The organism is Tardiphaga sp. 215_C5_N2_1 (assembly GCF_052076055.1).
GTDB classification, from domain to species: domain Bacteria; phylum Pseudomonadota; class Alphaproteobacteria; order Rhizobiales; family Xanthobacteraceae; genus Tardiphaga; species Tardiphaga robiniae.
Window position 1 is genome coordinate 6,233,100 of the sequence record NZ_CP197240.1, and the last position, 16,733, is coordinate 6,249,832.

General features: G+C 58.7%; 17 protein-coding genes and 1 pseudogene. 12 read left to right on the plus strand and 6 right to left on the minus strand.

Annotated elements, in window-relative coordinates; translation table 11 throughout:
- Nucleotides 1-3 precede the first annotated feature (3 nt).
- The 4 genes from AB7828_RS29550 to AB7828_RS29565 form a co-directional block, all read right to left on the minus strand.
- Entirely contained in the window at nt 4-3,795 is a 3,792-nt protein-coding gene (locus AB7828_RS29550; RefSeq protein ID WP_441231920.1) for a hypothetical protein, read from the minus strand.
- A gap of 117 nt (nt 3,796-3,912) precedes the next feature.
- Nucleotides 3,913-4,536, minus strand: coding sequence for a hypothetical protein (locus AB7828_RS29555; protein WP_441231921.1), 624 nt, complete (start codon nt 4,534-4,536; stop codon nt 3,913-3,915).
- Between the two features lie 25 nt (nt 4,537-4,561).
- Nucleotides 4,562-4,912, minus strand: coding sequence for a hypothetical protein (locus AB7828_RS29560; protein ID WP_441231922.1), 351 nt, complete (start codon nt 4,910-4,912; stop codon nt 4,562-4,564).
- Nucleotides 4,913-5,005: 93 nt separating this feature from the next.
- On the minus strand, nt 5,006-5,149 hold the full coding sequence (locus AB7828_RS29565; RefSeq protein WP_441231923.1) for a hypothetical protein: 144 nt from the start codon (nt 5,147-5,149) through the stop codon (nt 5,006-5,008).
- A gap of 228 nt (nt 5,150-5,377) precedes the next feature.
- On the opposite strand from AB7828_RS29565, the gene AB7828_RS29570 reads away from it, so the two are divergent.
- The 3 genes from AB7828_RS29570 to AB7828_RS29580 all read left to right on the plus strand — a co-directional run bounded on the left by AB7828_RS29570 (nt 5,378) and on the right by AB7828_RS29580 (nt 9,722).
- Complete coding sequence (locus AB7828_RS29570) at nt 5,378-6,232, plus strand: type IV toxin-antitoxin system AbiEi family antitoxin domain-containing protein (protein ID WP_441231924.1); 855 nt, start codon at nt 5,378-5,380, stop codon at nt 6,230-6,232.
- Nucleotides 6,219-7,136, plus strand: coding sequence for a nucleotidyl transferase AbiEii/AbiGii toxin family protein (locus AB7828_RS29575; RefSeq protein ID WP_441231925.1), 918 nt, complete (start codon nt 6,219-6,221; stop codon nt 7,134-7,136). The genes AB7828_RS29570 and AB7828_RS29575 overlap by 14 nt, the downstream gene beginning before the upstream one ends.
- 552 nt (nt 7,137-7,688) lie before the next feature.
- Entirely contained in the window at nt 7,689-9,722 is a 2,034-nt protein-coding gene (locus tag AB7828_RS29580; RefSeq protein ID WP_441231926.1) for a ParB/RepB/Spo0J family partition protein, read from the plus strand.
- A gap of 289 nt (nt 9,723-10,011) precedes the next feature.
- Here AB7828_RS29580 and AB7828_RS29585 read toward each other — a convergent pair whose 3' ends face one another.
- Complete coding sequence (locus tag AB7828_RS29585; protein WP_441231927.1) at nt 10,012-10,227, minus strand: hypothetical protein; 216 nt, start codon at nt 10,225-10,227, stop codon at nt 10,012-10,014.
- A 280-nt stretch (nt 10,228-10,507) separates the two neighbouring features.
- Between AB7828_RS29585 and AB7828_RS29590 the strand changes: the two genes are divergently transcribed.
- From AB7828_RS29590 to AB7828_RS29605, 4 genes and pseudogenes are all read left to right on the plus strand, one after another.
- Nucleotides 10,508-10,819 (plus strand): DUF736 domain-containing protein, encoded by a 312-nt coding sequence (locus tag AB7828_RS29590; protein ID WP_441231928.1) that lies wholly within the window; start codon nt 10,508-10,510, stop codon nt 10,817-10,819.
- A gap of 387 nt (nt 10,820-11,206) precedes the next feature.
- Nucleotides 11,207-12,397, plus strand: a complete 1,191-nt coding sequence (locus AB7828_RS29595; RefSeq protein WP_441232339.1) for a DUF932 domain-containing protein — start codon at nt 11,207-11,209, stop codon at nt 12,395-12,397.
- 399 nt (nt 12,398-12,796) lie between these two features.
- Entirely contained in the window at nt 12,797-13,144 is a 348-nt protein-coding gene (gene panD / locus AB7828_RS29600; protein WP_441231929.1) for an aspartate 1-decarboxylase, read from the plus strand.
- A gap of 162 nt (nt 13,145-13,306) precedes the next feature.
- A pseudogene (locus AB7828_RS29605) lies at nt 13,307-13,497 on the plus strand (DUF932 domain-containing protein); the annotation flags it as partial.
- Between the two features lie 192 nt (nt 13,498-13,689).
- Here AB7828_RS29605 and AB7828_RS29610 read toward each other — a convergent pair.
- Nucleotides 13,690-13,935, minus strand: coding sequence for a helix-turn-helix domain-containing protein (locus tag AB7828_RS29610; RefSeq protein WP_441231930.1), 246 nt, complete (start codon nt 13,933-13,935; stop codon nt 13,690-13,692).
- Nucleotides 13,936-14,066: 131 nt separating this feature from the next.
- Here AB7828_RS29610 and AB7828_RS29615 point away from each other — a divergent pair, with 131 nt between their 5' ends.
- The 5 genes from AB7828_RS29615 (at nt 14,067) to AB7828_RS29635 (ending at nt 16,598) form a co-directional block, all read left to right on the plus strand.
- On the plus strand, nt 14,067-14,345 hold the full coding sequence (locus AB7828_RS29615) for a DNA -binding domain-containing protein (protein WP_441231931.1): 279 nt from the start codon (nt 14,067-14,069) through the stop codon (nt 14,343-14,345).
- A 162-nt stretch (nt 14,346-14,507) separates the two neighbouring features.
- The gene (locus AB7828_RS29620) at nt 14,508-14,702 is read left to right on the plus strand and encodes a transcriptional regulator domain-containing protein (protein ID WP_441231932.1); all 195 of its coding nucleotides are present in this window, start codon (nt 14,508-14,510) and stop codon (nt 14,700-14,702) included.
- Between the two features lie 223 nt (nt 14,703-14,925).
- Complete coding sequence (locus AB7828_RS29625; RefSeq protein ID WP_441231933.1) at nt 14,926-15,282, plus strand: DUF2285 domain-containing protein; 357 nt, start codon at nt 14,926-14,928, stop codon at nt 15,280-15,282.
- A gap of 134 nt (nt 15,283-15,416) precedes the next feature.
- Nucleotides 15,417-15,695 (plus strand): helix-turn-helix transcriptional regulator, encoded by a 279-nt coding sequence (locus AB7828_RS29630; RefSeq protein ID WP_441231934.1) that lies wholly within the window; start codon nt 15,417-15,419, stop codon nt 15,693-15,695.
- 18 nt (nt 15,696-15,713) lie between these two features.
- On the plus strand, nt 15,714-16,598 hold the full coding sequence (locus tag AB7828_RS29635; protein ID WP_441231935.1) for a replication initiator protein A: 885 nt from the start codon (nt 15,714-15,716) through the stop codon (nt 16,596-16,598).
- The last annotated feature ends 135 nt before the right edge of the window (nt 16,599-16,733 follow it).

Below are 16,733 nucleotides of genomic sequence, written 5' to 3' on the forward strand. Positions count from 1 at the left end.
CGCCTATGCGCCGCTCTTAACTGCTTCGTTCAAAAGGGATATGTCAGTAACCACATCCACAAGCTTGGCGGTGTCCTCCAAAAATTGCATCGGTACGAGGTAATCGGTCACGAGCGCTGACCGGAGTTGAATCTTGTCAACGGCGATGCCAGTCGTTTTCGAAATGGCAGGCAATGCGTTCCGAAGGAACGCGATACGGTCAAGATGTTTTTGGATCGGTGTGCGGTCTTCGCCCGGCTTGGCGATGGACGTATATTCCTGCAAGCGTTCGCCTATCTCGGCAACCGTCCGCGCGAACAGCAATCGTTTGCATTCGGTTGCATAAACTATTCCCGTTTCTTGGTTCCAGGCAAGGGCATCCACGTCGCCCATTGCTCGCGTTCCACCGAGCTCCGTTATGTTTACATCCGCCCGCGCCTGGAATCCCAGCTCTTTGAACTGTGCCGTGACTGTATGATTGAAGGCGTGGCCGTCTTTATTGACTGCTGTACCGATCCAGCTTTTCATAGCCTCGCTTTGGAACAAGTCTTCCGGCAATCGACCTGGATAGGTTCCGTAGAGATATTCCACTGACCGATCGATCAGCGCTGGTGCTATCAGCACGTGGGGGTCGTCGCCTTCGTTGAGCTGCACCAATGCGCGCCGCATTAACGACAAGCGCCGATTGAAACGCCATGGGTACCAATCCTTTGCTCTTGCGTTTACTGGTTTTGGATCGTCCCATTTCGCGCGCGGCTTTAACGACAGGGCTTCGTATGCTCGGGCGGAGTGGGCCACACCGACCTGCTTGAAGTGCTCCTCTAACTCGCTGCGCCGAAGAGAGAATGTCGAGTGGCCGGTGCTGATCGAGATGTCTGATACCCGATAGGTAAATTCCGATAATTGCGGGGGTGTAAGTCCGAATTCTTCAAGAAACGCAGCCTGGAACTGGGCGTCAATTGTCTTGATCGAGCCGTCGCGCGTCTCAAAAGCATCGCCATAGTCTGCCGCCGCGGCGCGGAAGCCGCGCTCGCCGTGACTGTGCATGTACGGAGCATGTAGGGTCTCAAGGAAGGTGGTATCGAACGTGAACGTGCCGTTCGGTTCGATAACTAAGTTCCGGGAGGAAAGACCGTAGTGAATCGCGTCACTCTGGCTGGCGCATTCAAGTAGTATCGCCACGTTCGCAACCAAATAATCTAGATCGGCGGTGCTGCACTTTATGCCGGTTCCGAATGGTGAAACGCAAACAGCCATTTCGGCAACGACGCGGCTGGCAAGCGCCGCCAGCCCCCGTTGACCTTCCCGCGCATTCGCAGCCGCCACCACCTCGGCCTGATCCTCATGCAGCGACAAAAGCGCCGCCGCTGTCATTTGCCATGTGGTCCGATCCCGGTAGATCGCGTAATCGTTCTTGATAGCGCGCTCAACCACGCTCTGGCGTTCCAACGTAAGCAGGCGCTCTTTGAGCCGCTGCCAAGCAATGGCGGCCGCGCCATTCAATAATCCGCGCGCCTGATCGTTCGGTACAGGGCCAATCGGCTTCTTCCATCCCGCGGCTTGCGCGAGGTTCAGCCAACTAGCGGCCCTGTCCTCGGGTTGGACAAAGCGTGGGCGTAACTCTGTCAATGCAGCGTAAAGTCGTTCCCGGGGCGTGGTTGCCGGAATGGTGTGGAAGAACCGGGCTTCGTCATTCTTGACGGTTTGCGCCGTCAACTCTTCGATTGCCTCGTCAATCTGAGGCTCTTCCGCCAGGGCATATGCGGCTCGGACGAGAGCGGCGACCATCATCCGGTCGCCAATATTTTTTTCGCTAGCAAAAGACCGCAGGTAGGCCACAGGACAAGTGATGTGAATCTCTCCTTTCTCGATTGCTATGGTGGGCGAAACGACAGGATCGACACGGTCGCCCTGCCGGGCGACAAATGTCCCCACATCTGGAAAGAAGAGTTCAATCATGACCGGTCCCGACGGTAGCGCGGGCAATAGCGCTTCGACCGTCGGGGCTGTCCGAACCAGCCAGCTTTGCACCAGCTCCCAGACTTGATAGATAACGCTGCTTGCGCGAGCATCCCCCGATCTTTCATTGCATCGAACCCACCAAGGGCGTGATGCTGTTTCGACGCAACCCAACAACTGCGCCGACGCAGCGTGGGCCGCGCTGATGTAGATAGGCAGGTTCTTGACCTGCTCGAAATAGCCGCTCGTCGTCTGTCGTTGTATCGACAGATATGCGCGCGAAGCCTTGAGCACAGCCGCATGTTGGTCCAGTGACGTTCGAAGCCGGTGCCTTACAGGTGTAAGATAGTCGGTCGCAAGCATAAGCATACCGGCGGCGATCGCGTTCGGCACGAGCTCATAGTTCTCTTGTTCTGCATACCCGTAGAGATTCATGAAGCCGTTGACGTTGACGAATTGAATGTCCCGTCTCCGAAGCTCGTCTTCCTGTTCCAACAATTTCCACGCGCGTAACGCAGTCATCTCATTGTCCCAGGCAAGCCGTATGAAATCAGCGGCGCCAAGGACGAGCCGTTGCCACTGCGGAGGCGGCGGTTCATTGAATCCCAACGAAAAGCCGCGCCCGCTTCCACCATGCACGATGAACGTCATCCCACGCTGATAATCGGGACGCTTTGCTATATCAGCAGCGACCTTGTCGAGCCGCGCAGTAAATTCATCAGGAACCTCGTGTATGCTCTGCAGGCCGTCCTTAAGAATTTCTTCGAGCGAGTCGGGAATAAAGACAATGTGAGCGTACCCGCCCTCGTCGAAGCGCCCGATAACTTCGTGGTCAGCCGGCGTCTCCGGCGGGTCAAATTGGCGGATTTCCCATCCGCTTAAGCCGAAGTGGTGGAATTCGTCGAATTGATATTTGGTCAGCATTTCTTGAAGCCGAGCAAGCGTGCCAGCGGCAACTGCGGTTTCAATCATGTAACGGCGCAAGGCCGCGCTTACCGCCGTAGGAAGTGTAAGGAGAACGCGCCCCTCACTAAAGAGGATGGGGTGGCGCTCAAGCGCTGTGTGCCCAATTGTCTCCGTGGTAAGAGACTGTCGTAAATCTGGGACAAACTCGAATGGTTCAATGTCGGCTCGCGCGATGCCCATTGCGGCGAGTTCTTCGGGCATGAAGGTAACGTGTTCGCTCGCCGGCTTCACCGAGTTCTGTGCAACGCGGAGCGGTTGACGCGGCGGTGCCTTGGTGAGAGTAAAACGGGAGAGCGAAGCCCGCTCTGCGACAGTTTCGCTCATTTTAAGAAGCGCGGTGACGGAGCGCTCAACCGGGGCCATCCATGGCTCTTTGCGAAAGCGCACTATGCAAGCCAAGAACGACTGTAACGCGTAATCATTGTCCGACCATCCACCGTCGAAAAGGCGCGCATTCCCAAACCATGTCACGACGTTGGAAACGAACACGTCTTCCACAGGATCCTCGTGCTGCGTAATGGGATCTTTCAGAATTATCTCGTTCAGCCATCGCCTGAGTTGGGCTAGGGTCGGTTCTTCGCCGCCTGCGCAGAACAGAGCTGCCAAGTGAATCATTGCCGTTAACCGGAGGTCCGCTGGCTGGTTCTCCGGCAAGGTGGTCAGCCCGGCCAATAGCCGTGCAACCTTTGGGAAACTAAAGTTTTTGAGGGCGCGCACCAATGTGGGACAGCGCTTCACGATAGCCGCGAGCCGAGCGTTCTCGTCGCCCTGCGCAGCCGCCATCATGGCGATCATGCTGTCGATTGATGGTGGAATGTCTTCAGACATCGGGGGCTCGGTTACGATGGTTGGTGCTTTGCAAAGCGTCATCTGCGCGTAAACAAAAAGCAATCGGTTCGCTAGAGAACCATGACGTCCAAGTCCCAGCGCTCTTTCTGATGATAGGCAACGGCCAACTATTGTCGTATCCGATGCGACGTCGAGATCGCGGTCCTTAGCGCGGCGCCGTCAAAATGGAATCTGTTCTTCCTTGATGCCGTTTGCGAACCGGATCGCATTTTGTGCCCAGGCATCGCCAGCCCGTGCGGCAGTTTCCAGTGAATTTCCGCCTGTTAGGAGCCAGCTCCGCAGTTTCGGTTGGCCGCTTTGTGCCGCGTAGCGCGCCCGGCACGTTGCGATAAACGCGTCTAGCCGCTTGGCAATCTCGGGCGTCGAATCAAGCCGGGCGCGGGGATCGTACTGCACATTTCTGCGATATCGCAGATACAAAGGAAGCTTCGAAACGGGCGACCACGCAATGAATGGCATGGAAGCGGCAGGAAAGCGCGAGTCATCAGGAAGGTAATGTGGTCCGACGTCGACGATTGTATCGTCAACTTCTACCCAGAAATGTGAAGGTTGGTCAGCGCCCAGTCCGAACCCTTGAAGACCTGCGCGCTGTTCGAACCTTGCGACGACAAATGCCAGAAAATCGCCGCCCGCAATGTTTGCCTTGAATCCCGCGTCCTGCAGGAGGACTGTGGTGCCAAACGCGGCGTACATACATCGCTTGTAATAATCTTCCAGAAATTCCTTCCGGAGCGAACGGTCGACAACGTACAAGCTGCGCGTGATAGTCGAGATGAGATTCATGAAATCCTTTGCCTATCTGCGCAGGTTAGCGCAATCGACGCACGTGTTCCTGCAAAGCGAGCGCCCGTGGTAACTGCCGTGCTACGGCATGGGCAGTGAGATCGATGAGGGCTTGCCGGACGGCTGGGTTCTTCATCAGTTCGTCGGCGTCTTCCAAGACGGCAGCTTCTAATAATCCTATGAATACGTTGGAAGTGGAATCCCTATACCATTTGCCGGCTTCGGGGTCGGCGCGCATGACGGTAGAAATCCACTGGAGGCCATCCATCCGGAGTACATGCCCGGCGTCGCTACTCAAGAATCCGCAGAACCCGGCCATGTTGTCTTGATCAGAGGGCAAGCGCCTTTCGGCCCAACTCTTGTAAAGGTCGCGCATGCCGCCAATCAACGCTGCATGACTGGGAGCGCGCGTGATAGCACCACTAGCACCGAAACCAAGAGATTGACGTTCGAGCTGTTGAGCATAGAATCACTTGCCTTCTGTCGCCCATTGCTTGTTGTTGAGCGTGTACTCGATCACACGTACATACTTTTGATGGTCAAGCTCGGCGACTAACATACGAAACTCGACGACTTCCTTTGCTGGCGTGGGCGCTTCCCATTTGGCGGTCACGGCCAGCAAATACCCCTAGCTGCGGCGGTGCGATTTGGGGCGATTGGGACACAATTTATTGTGTTCTCTATTTGTTCGATATGCAACGCTGAACCTCGGTTACCCCCAACGATGCGGGATATCGTCCCGCCGGGGGTTTGGAGGTTCGTGAATTAATCAACACATAGTTTATTTTAATGGATATTTTCAAACTGGAGTTCGGTTTGGGTATATGCAATATTATCAAGCATGAGTAGAGAAAAAAGCGGACTTCTAAACCGGCTCGCGAGCAAGCTCCCCGAGGGTATGCTGGTCGACGCCGCTTGGCTCAACGCCCAGGGCTACTCAACTCAACTCCAGCACCGATATGTGAAATCAGGCTGGCTTGAACAACCCGCACGCAGTGTGTTTCGCCGGCCGCGCGGAGTCTTGAGCTGGCAGCAGGTCGTCATATCGCTTCAGACCATCCTCAATTATTCGCCGCTCACAGTTGGCGGACGTACCGCCCTCGAATTACAGGGCTACGCCCACTACCTTTCGCAATCGACCACCGTCGTGCATCTCTACGGTCCGAAACCACCGCCGGGTTGGGTTCAGAAACTGCCGCTCCAAGTCAAATTTGTTTATCACAATGACCGACGGCTCTTCAAAAACGAACCGGTTACCAAGGGCGTCAACAGCGTCAAATGGAATATCGACAAAGGTGAGGCTCTCGATGTGACGAGCTTCCGTGGCGGCGACATAACCGAATTGACCTGGGGTCAGTGGGACTGGCCCTTGACGCTGTCCACGCCGGAGCGCGCGATATTCGAACTGCTCGACGAGTTACCCAACCGCGAGACCTTTGAACAGGTCGATGCCCTGTTCGGTGGACTCGCCAATCTGCGCCCCGATCGTTTGCAAAAATTGTTGAAGGATTGCGCTAGCGTTAAGGTCAAGCGCCTCTTCTTCTATTTTTCCGATCGTCACAAGCACGCGTGGCTCAAGCGCCTGAAAAAAGAAGATATCGATCTCGGCAGCGGCAAGCGTATGCTTGTTAAAGGCGGGGTGCTTGACCCGACCTACCACATCACCGTTCCTGGGGATCTGAATGGCGTTCGCTGACGTCTACAAACGGCAAGTCGCCTTGCTGATCCGCGTTCTTCCCCTCGTCACGGAAGAAGCATGCTTTGCTCTGAAAGGTGGGACGGCGATCAACCTATTTGTTCGCGACCTTCCGCGCCTCTCGGTGGATATTGATCTGACCTACTTGCCGGTCGCGCCGCGCCCGGAATCCCTTGCCGACATCGACGCCGCCATGAAACGCATTGCAGGCAAGATCAAAGCCGCTATTCCTGATGCGCAAATCACCGAGTCCAAGACTGAAAATACCGTCGTCAAATTGATCGTTCGTTCCCAGGGCATCCAGATCAAAATTGAAGTGACGCCGGTCTTGCGCGGCTGCGTCTTCGAACCCGCATTAGTTACGGTAAAGCCAGCCGTCGAAGAGGAATTTGGATTTGCGGAGGCGCGTACCGTATCGTTTGAAGACCTCTACGCCGGGAAGATCGTCGCCGCGTTGGACCGTCAGCATCCCCGCGATCTTTTCGACGTGCGTGACTTGTTGGCGAATGAAGGCATCAGCGACGCGTTACGTCAGGCTTTTATCGTTTACCTGCTAAGCCATGATCGACCCATGTCCGAGGTGCTAGAACCTACCCTCAAAAACATCGAAGCTGCGTTCAAGCATGGCTTTTCGGGAATGACGCGAGACCCCGTGGAGCTTGCCGATCTACTCGCCGCGAGAGCAGCGCTGATAAAGTCTATCGTCGGCGATATGCCTGCTGCACATCGCAAATTTCTCATTTCGTTCGAACGGGGCGAGCCCAACTGGGACCTATTGGGGCTACCAAATGCGGCCGAGCTTCCCGCCGTTCGCTGGCGCCAGCAGAATCTCGACAAGCTGTCGCCGAACAAGCGCGCCATCCTTGTTGCTCGGCTTGAAGAAGTGCTTTCAAAGCGTGGATAGCCGGACCTCCCGCTAGTAACCACCGCTATTCTCGGCAAACTATGTGTTCGCCACCAGCAATAGAATCCAACTTTAAATACTCTAATCAGGCGCGTCAGGCTGTGCCGGCCACGCTCTTCATTCAAAAATAGCTTCTGATACGACGGCTGCTTATATCCCGTCGCTCGCCGGAGGCAATCGATCCCGGGTCCCGCCAAAAGGCGGCGCTATGCTGACCCTCCTGCGGGTGCCTTGTTAACCGGTCTTCGCGACTGCCGACTGGCCTTCGCTTCGCTGCGGCACAGACGCCCTTTTTTGTTTGGGCGCTAAGGGCTCCGCCCTCGCGCGGGCAAGGGTGAAGTCCCGGGGGATCCGGGACCGGCCCGGGCGGTCTCCCCGACCTTCCGCGCTGACGTCAAGACTGGACAGCTGCCACCATCGGAATCCGCTTGTGCAGGCCGGGTGATCCCCCTCCGCCCCAGCCGCCCTTGCCCTTGCTACCCCGGTCTCGCCGACGGGCAGGGGTGCAGCGCAGCGCTGCGCTTGCACCCCAAACCCGAAAGGAGCACGATCATGTCTGCCAAGAACGTCGAAATCGTCACGGCGAGCGGGACCGAGATTTTCATTCCGCTCAACAAACTCAAGAAGTCTCCGAACAATGCTCGCAAGACGCCGCACAGCGAGGCGTCGATTGAGGCTTATGCGGCCAGTATCGCCGCGAAAGGCATTCTGCAAAATCTCGTTGTTGAGCCGGAAGTGGACGCGGACGGCACGGCAACCGGGTTTTACTTCGTCACCATTGGCGAAGGCCGCAGACTGGCGCAGCTTCTGCGCGTCAAACGCAAGGAGATCAAGAAGACGGAGCCGATCCGCTGCGTCATCGACACCGCGAACGACGCCTTCGAAATCAGCCTCGATGAAAACGTCACGCGCGAGAACATGCATCCCGCCGATCAGTTCGAGGCCTTCAAGACGCTGGCGGAAGAACGCGGGTTCGGCGCGGAAGAAATCGCCGCCCGCTTCGGCGTGACGCCCCATGTGGTGCGGCAACGCCTTCGTCTGGGTGCGATCTCGCCCAGGCTGATGCAAATCTATCGTGAGGGCGATCTGGCGCTTGACCAGTTGATGGCCTTTGCCATCACCGAGGACCATGCCCGGCAGGAAGCGGCCTATGAGCGACTGTCCTATAACCGCGATGCCAGCACGATCCGCCGCATGCTCACGGAAAGCCACGTCGCCGCCACCGATCGCCGTGCGATCTTTGTCGGCGCGGAGGCCTATACCGAGGTGGGTGGCACGATCCTCCGCGATCTCTTCACCGAGGATCGCGGCGGCTATTTCGAGGACGTGGCGCTTCTCGACCTGCTCGTGATGGCGAAGCTGGGGCGTGAAGCGACCGCCTTGCAGGAGGCTGAGGGATGGAAGTGGACGCAAGTCCATCTCGACTATCCCCACAGTCACGGTCTGCGTCGGACTTATCCGCAACCGGTGGACCTGTCGGCGGAAGATCGAGCCGCCTTGGATGCGGCACAGGCTGAGTTCGACAGCCTGACGGAGCAGCATGAGAGCGCCGAGGGACTGCCCGATGATGTCGATGCGCGTTTCGGCGAGCTTGAAGCCGAGATCGAGCGGCTTGAGGCGAAGCGTCAGGCCTATGACCCCGCGGACATCGCACGATGTGGAGCCTTCGTGCTTCTCAATCATGACGGGACGTTGCGTATTGAACGCGGTTTCACGTGCGCTGAAGACGAGAAAGCGGAGCCGGAAACGCAGGACCTAAGCGGCGAAGGAGAGGGCAGTGACGCCGTCTATGACGGCGGAAACGGTTCGAACGGTGAAGCCGAGGGTGACAATTTGGACGCGGAGGAGGATGGCGACGATCACAAGCCGTTGTCGGACATCCTGGTCCGCGATCTCACTGCGCACCGGACCCTCGGGCTTCGCCTCGCTGTGAGCGAACAGCCAGAGGTCGCCATTGTTGCGGTGACCCATGCGTTCGCCGCGCAAATCTTCTATCGCGGCGCGGACGCCCACGTTCTCGATATCCGTCCGGTCAGTACAATGCTGGCTACCCATGCGGATGGTATTGAGGACACGAAGGCGGGGAGGGCATGGGCGGATCAGCATGTTCGTTGGGCGGCGCAGGTGCCGCGCGACGTATCCGACCTGTGGACGTTCGTCGTGGAGCTTGACCATGATAGCCGCATGGCGCTGTTTGCGCATTGTGTCGCACTCACGACCAACGCGGTGAGACTGCCGTCGGAGCGCAGGCCCCGTGCGGTGGCAACGGCGAACCGGCTGGCGGAGGCCGTGTCGCTCGACATGGCCGCGCATTGGGCACCGACCGTGGAGACCTATCTTGGTCGTGTCACCAAAACGCATATTCTTGCCGCCGTGCGGGAAGCTGTCAGCATCGAGGCCGGCGACCGGATGGCGGATATGAAGAAGCAGGACATGGCGGAAGCCGCCGAGCAGTTATTGGTCGGCACCGGCTGGCTGCCCGTGCTGATGCGGACATCGCGTGCCGCCCAAGAGTCTGCCGAACACCCCCAAGCGGATGCCGTCACGGAGACGAACCCTGACGCCTACTCCGTCGCCGCCGAGTAATCGAGCTGCCGGGACCGCTCACGCGGTCCCGGCCGTTCACTGTGCGGATGTAGAAAATTTTTTGGCCGCGCACCGTCGGGCGTGCGGCCAATGTCACGATGCTCACGCCCTCGATTGGGCGCATTCCAGGAAGCGAAACGTTTTTCAAGCTCAGGACAGTAGGGAAGGGCCCGCTATGGTCGGCGCCAATGAGCCCGCCCGAAGGACGGCACGTCACCGTGGTTCACGCCCTGGCGCGACTGCGATATTGGCTGCGGCTGATCGATGGCCTCGCTTTTCATCCGCGAGGTTAGATCGTGACGGGCGTATCGATCGTTCCTGACATCGCGATCGCGAGCCGGACTCCACGGGTCGGGGTTGAGGGCACGCCAACCGGCGCGCAGTGATGCGAGATCATGCGCGGTCGTTCGTCGGAGCACGCCTTCACTGTCGTTGACGCGCGGGCGCAGGTCCTTGTGCGACCGGTGAGGTCATGTCCTTGTGCGGCGGCGATGGCAGCGCTCATGGTCGTCTCCATCAGTCCGTTGATGGGCGCGTCACACGCAACCTCGAATGGACGGATCAGGCCCGAGGGCCGGCTGCGCCTCGATCGCCTTCCCGCAACGGCTAAGCCTGCTTTTTTCCCCTGCCGCGAAGTGGCGGCATTCCTCGCGAGGCAAAAAAGCCGTCTGCCGCCGTCCTTCGCTGCGCTGCGGGCCTGACGGCTGCGGGCCGATCGCTCCCCGGGCCAAGGACCGCCATCGAGGCTGCGATGGTCGCGGCCCGACAACAGAACGGAGACCACCATGGCTACCATCGGAACCTTCACTGCGTCGAACAATGGCTTCACCGGCTCGGTCAAGACACTGACGCTCAACGTCAAGGCAACATTCGTCGCGACCGACAAGGAGAACGACAAGGCTCCGGACTATCGTATCGTGACTGGCGCCACCGAGTTCGGCGCTGCCTGGAAGAAGACCGCACGGGAGACCGATCGCGAATATCTCTCAGTCAAGCTGGACGATCCGAGCTTCCCGGCACCGATCTACGCCTCGCTGGTGAAAGGCGAGGGCGACAACAGCTTCACGCTGATCTGGTCCCGCCGCAACGGCGACTGATCCAACGGATCGACGCGCCCCGCCTCTTCGAGGCGGGGCTTTTTTTGCGCTTAGGCCATCGTTGCGCAGAATTAAGGGGGATAACTTCGGTCTCCTTGTCCGCATAAACATCGCTAAGGGCTCCGCCCTCGCGCGCGCAAGGGTAAAGCACCGTTCGGTGCCGGCCGGAGCGGTCTCCCCGGTCTTCCGCGCCCTCGCAGAATTTTCATGACGACATGATGAGCGCCAGGCGCGTGCAGACGCGCGCGTACCGCGCACCCCTTTGGGCGGGTGATCCCCCTCCACTCCAGCCGCCCTTGCCCTTGCTACCCCGGTCTCGCCGACGGGCAGGGTTGCAGCGCAGCGCTGCGCTTTCACCCAGCTACATGAGGAGAATGACCTATGACCATGGTGACCCAGACCCAGAACGAGCAGCCTGTTTCCAATGGCTTTCGCGTCGACGTGTCGCGCGGCGAGCGTGTTGGCCGCGTGTCGTCAGAATGGTTTTCCCGCCCCGATGACGAGCGATTTCTTAGTCTGACTGATCTTTATGACGCGGTGCGCCGCCGCGCCGAGCATGCACAGGTCCGCACCGTGGAAAGCCGCGCGGTCAGGGTGGAGGCGAGCCGCGACAATGCCGAGCGGCTGGCCTTGATCGTGCCGGGGCGAGACGAGCCGGTTGCGCCGACACATTGGAGTTTTGGGCAATTGTGCAGCCTTGTCGGCGCGCCGTCATCCTATATGCGGCAGCTTCCCGCGCCGCTGGCCGGGATCAATCTGCAACACGGCTTGCTGTCGCACCGCGCTGAACTGGTGAAAACACTGGAAGCTGATGATGGTCGCGTTGAGCTTCGCGCCGTGACCGGCCCGGACTATGGCCGCATTTGGGATCACGAACTTGTCGCCGCAGTTATGAAGATCGCGGGCAATGGGACCGGAGATACGCGGTGGAAGGTGCCAGGCGTGCTCGACTGGAGTAGGATGATGCACCACCCCTTCGTGGATATCACGAAGGACACGACGACGCTCTACGCCAGTGACCGGGATGTGTTCCTGTTTCTGGTCGATGATACCCATCCTATCGAGGCGGGACTCTTACCGGACGGATCGCCGGATTTGTATTTTCGAGGATTCTATTGCTGGAACAGCGAAGTTGGATCGAAGACGCTCGGCATCGCCTCGTTTTATCTGCGGGCGGTTTGCATGAACCGCAATCTCTGGGGCGTTGAGAATTTCGAGGAAATCAGCATCCGGCATTCCAAGTTTGCCGCGCAGCGGTTCGCTCATGAGGCGGCACCCGCTCTCAAGAGCTTTGCCGATTCGTCGCCCGCGCCGTTCATCGCGGGCATCAAGGCTGCGCGCGAACGGATCGTCGCTCGCACAGGGGAAGACCGCGAGACCTTCCTGCGCAAACGCGGATTCTCCAAATCCGAGACGGTGAAAATCATCGAGACCGTGTTGCATGAGGAAGGCCGTCCGCCGGAAAGCGTATTTGATTTCGTGCAGGGGATCACCGCGCTGGCCCGTCGCAAGGCGCATCAAGACGCGCGTCTTGAACTTGAGGGGAAGGCGAAGCGATTGTTGGAGCGCGTCACTTGAATGCCAAATCCGGTTACGGGCCCAGTGGTCACCTCCTCTTCTGTCGATCCGGCTTTCGGGTCGGCGGCGGACAGGGATACCCTCTGTTGCTCGCCAAGCGTATGGCCGGTTTGCGAAACAGCGTTGCCAGATATCTGACGTTTATTATCTTGCGTCTGGGCACAACGAGTGAGATTTGACTTTGTAAACACGGCTGGAAGAATGGTTTTTGCTATGGCTGGGGTTGTGTCGAGAATTTTCTGTCTGACCTTGCTAAAGGCCTCGGCCATCATGTTCGTTGGCGTCATGACGCCGCGCACGCCGCGGTATCTTTAGGGCAGCCGAAGCATTGACCTGCGGGCGAGGCCGTCTTAGTGCGATGGTCAGCAAGTCTGACGTACGCGGGACAGGATACTTTCAATGCAAGTGACTTTGATGAAAGGCAAGATCCACCGTGCGCGCGTTACGGAGGCGGATTTGCACTACGAGGGTTCGATTTCGATTGATCGAACCCTCATCGAGGCCGCTGGCTTCCTAATCAATGAGCGTGTCGACATTTACAATATTGACACTGGCGCGCGCTTCTCGACTTACGTGATAGAAGCCCCTGCTGGCTCCGGTATTATCGGTCTCAACGGCGCTGCCGCACGCCTTGCGATGATGGGTGACAAGGTCATTATCGTTGCCTACGCGAATTTCGACAACGTTGAAGCGCCCACCTTTCAGCCACGCGTTGTCCTCGTCAATGAGAAGAATCAAAAAATATGACCGTGAGCGGAGTGTCCACTCGCGCAAATTGTGCGTGTCACGTGTCAACGCCTCCGATTCGTTCGGGATAGCCGAAGGCAATCTGTCGGGGCGCTGAGAGCTTTGAGGAAATCACTATTCGCCATTCCAAATTCGTCGGCGACGTATTGCTCATGAGGTTCCCTGCGCAAGCGCGGGTTCTCCAAATCCGAGACAAAGAACATCATCGAGACCGTATTGCATGAAGGCCGCTCGCCGGAAGCCTGTTTGAATTCGTGCAAGGGATCACTGCGCTTGCGCGTGGCAAGGCGCATCAAGTCGCGCGTCTTGAGCTTGATGGCAACGCGAAGCGGCTGTTGGAACGCGCCACCTGATGAGCGAATGGCCGCGCAGCCGGAAGTCCGGCTTGCGCGGCAAGCGCTTCTCCAGGCTTTAAACTTTGCAATTTTCCGCCGATCCTGCGGCGGATCGGCGGCGGACGCGGATACGCGTCCGTGGCTCGCCGGGCCTGCGGCCCGGCTCGCAAAAGCACTGGCCGACTTCTGTCATCTTCCACCGAGAAAGCACTAGGCGGACTTCGGCCTCTTTTTCTCGCTGGTCGGAGATGGCCGTGTGAGCAGATCTGCCGCCTCAACACCCAGAACTCGCGCAAGCCTATCCAAAACATCAATGCTGGCAGCGTAAACGCTTCGCTCAAGTGCACTGATGTAGGTACGGTCAATCTCCGCGCGATGGGCCAATTCTTCTTGCGACAGGCCTTTAACCCGTCGGAGCTTTCGCAAATTGAGTGCCAGTACCTCTCGTATATCCATGTCCGAGAGGGCAGCGTCTTGAAGAGTATTTCACCACGGAGTATTCTCTACAAAACTCAGGTGCAACCGTTGATCCCTTTCAGCAAGTACAATGGCGATATAGAGATTGTGAATATTTGAATAGGAATTTCATGAAGAAGCCGCCGCTTGATCCCGACGTTGCCGACGCTGCGCCGATCGATCCGACGCTGACGGGCTATGATGAACAGCATGTAGTGACGTACATGCGCCTTCTTGCCGCCGAGTCGGAGGGGGCGGACTGGCGAGAAGTCGCGCGGGTCGTGTTGCATCTTGATCCTGACCGCGAACCTGATCGCGCGCGCAATGCTTTTGAAAGCCATCTGGCCCGCGCCAAATGGATGACTGAGCATGGTTATCGTCATTTGCTACGCGGTGGCCCGACCAAATAGCGAAAATTAGCCACGCAAACTTTCATTTGAGAAAAACAATTCTCTTCGTGCAGTGATCACTTTGAAGCATCGCGCGCGATGCTCAATTCGGGACTTCCTGCAACCTCTTGGATCCGAATTTATTGCCCCGCAATCTTCGATATGTTGTGTGGGATCAGAGCAATGCCTGAATTCGACTGGCGAGTGCCAGAGTCGTACAAGCGCGTACAAGATGCCGAAATCACTGCCATCGCCTGGGAGTACCTTCGTCGCAACCCGGATTATCGCCGTGACTACGAAGAGATGGTCAGGGCTGGACGCGTCCATCATGTGACAGCCGGGTTCAGGAGGAGATGGGGCCTCTGCTTTCGCTCATGACCCGCAAGGGTCGTTCAACGCACAGGCGATCTTCTGGGCGCCGGAGGCTCTGCCGACGGTGGTGCCGATCGGTCGGCCTGCATCCTCTTCGAATGTTGATGGCGTAGGCCAGTCGCTCGTCGATCTGACGGCGGGCGATCTGCGCCGCGCGTCCGACGGTTGGCATGCGGTTCTGCGCATTCGTGGATCTGAGCATCGTCTGTGGCTGATGGAGCCGCCGACGATGAGCATGTCGTATACGTCGGTACTGCCGCTAGACTCTGACTTCGAAGTTCGCGCGCACGCTGCCCATCGGCTGTGGCGGGCTATCAATGGACGTGCGCCCGGTCCGGCATTTCACGAACTATCTCTTCAACGCCGCGAACGTTTGGCTCTGGCGGTTCGTGCGCTCGATGGGCGTATGGACGGCGGCACCTATCGTGCGGTCGCCGAAGTGTTGTTCGGCAAGACGCGCATCCCCGAGCGCGCCTGGAAAACCCACGACCTCCGCAACCGGACCATCCGTCTCGTGCAAAGCGGCTTAGCACTGATGCGCGGCGGTTATCGCGAACTCCTCCGGCAATCGCGTCGCAAGAAGTAGCTGATAACTCCGAGGGGTATCGCTAACGCACCCCCTCGTCATCGGCATCCCCCATCGCATGTCTGCTCCGCCATCGTGACCCCGGACGCGCCGCGCACCTCGCCAGCGCTCCATGAGATCACGGAGGCCTTCAGATGCCAGATACTACCGCCGCCTCTCCGCCGCGCTACCTACGGACGCCTGAAGCCGCGCGATTTCTCAGCCTCTCAGGCCGCACGCTCGAGAAGCACCGGACCTACGGGACCGGTCCCACGTATCGAAAGCTTGGTGGTCGCGTTGTCTATGCTATCGCCGATTTGGAAGCTTGGGCCAAACGCGGAATCCGGCAATCGACCTCCGATTCCGGCGCCGAAACCGTACTGCCTGCCAAGCGACATGTTCCGCTGCCGTATGCCGGCCAAGTGCGCCGCTGATCGTCACGGGGGCGCATCGTGACGAGGCATCGGCATAAATCGGAGCGCGAACGGCTCGATCTCTTTCGCGCGTTGCCCGGCGATCTCGCGCCGCGGGATGCGCAGGATCTGATGGCGTATCCGTTCTTTTCCCTCGCCAAATCCAAGCGTGTCGTACCGATCGATTTTCGCGCGGGAACCATCGCTATTCGTGTCGAGGCCGTGCCCGAACATGGCCTGGCGACCATCTGGGATGCGGATGTTCTGATCTGGGCTGCCTCGCAGATTGTCGAGGCACGTGACGCCGGCCGGAAGACGTCGCGCCTGATGGCTGCAACGCCATACGAAATTCTGACCTTCGTCGGCCGCGGCACCGGTGCACGCGATTACGATCGGCTGAAGGCCGGCCTCGACAGGCTGCAATCAACGTCGGTGCTGACTTCGATCCGTCAGCCGATCGAGCGGCGCCGACATCGCTTCTCCTGGATTAACGAGTGGAAAGAGACCGCCGATGCACATGGGCGACCGTTTGGCCTCGAGCTGATCCTGCCCGATTGGTTCTATGCCGGCGTCCTGGACGACGCGCTCGTGCTGACGATTGATCCCGCCTATTTCGATCTGACCGGTGGACTTGAGCGCTGGCTTTATCGGCTGGTCCGCAAACATGGCGGTCGCCAGGAGGGCGGCTGGAGCTTCGACTTGGTCTACCTTCACGCCAAGTCGGGCAGCCTCTCGCCGCTCAAGCATTTTGCTTACGACCTGCGCGAGATCGTCCGTCGCCAGACGTTGCCGGGCTATCGGCTCATGATCGAGCGTGACCGCCGCGGCACCGAGCGTCTCATCTTCGCACCTCACCCGGTCGATCCATTCGCTGAGCGGCTGCGCAGGCGCGGGCTCGTTCCTCAATCGGTGGACGGCCTGTGAATCAGCTCGTGCTATCGGGGACCGCAACCCTCGTGCCATCGGGGACCAGATCCTCGTGCTATCGGGGACCGAAATCGGGTCTAAGGCCTTGTCGCGCAACGCTTTGCAGCACCCGTAACTTTCCTAACCTAAAAT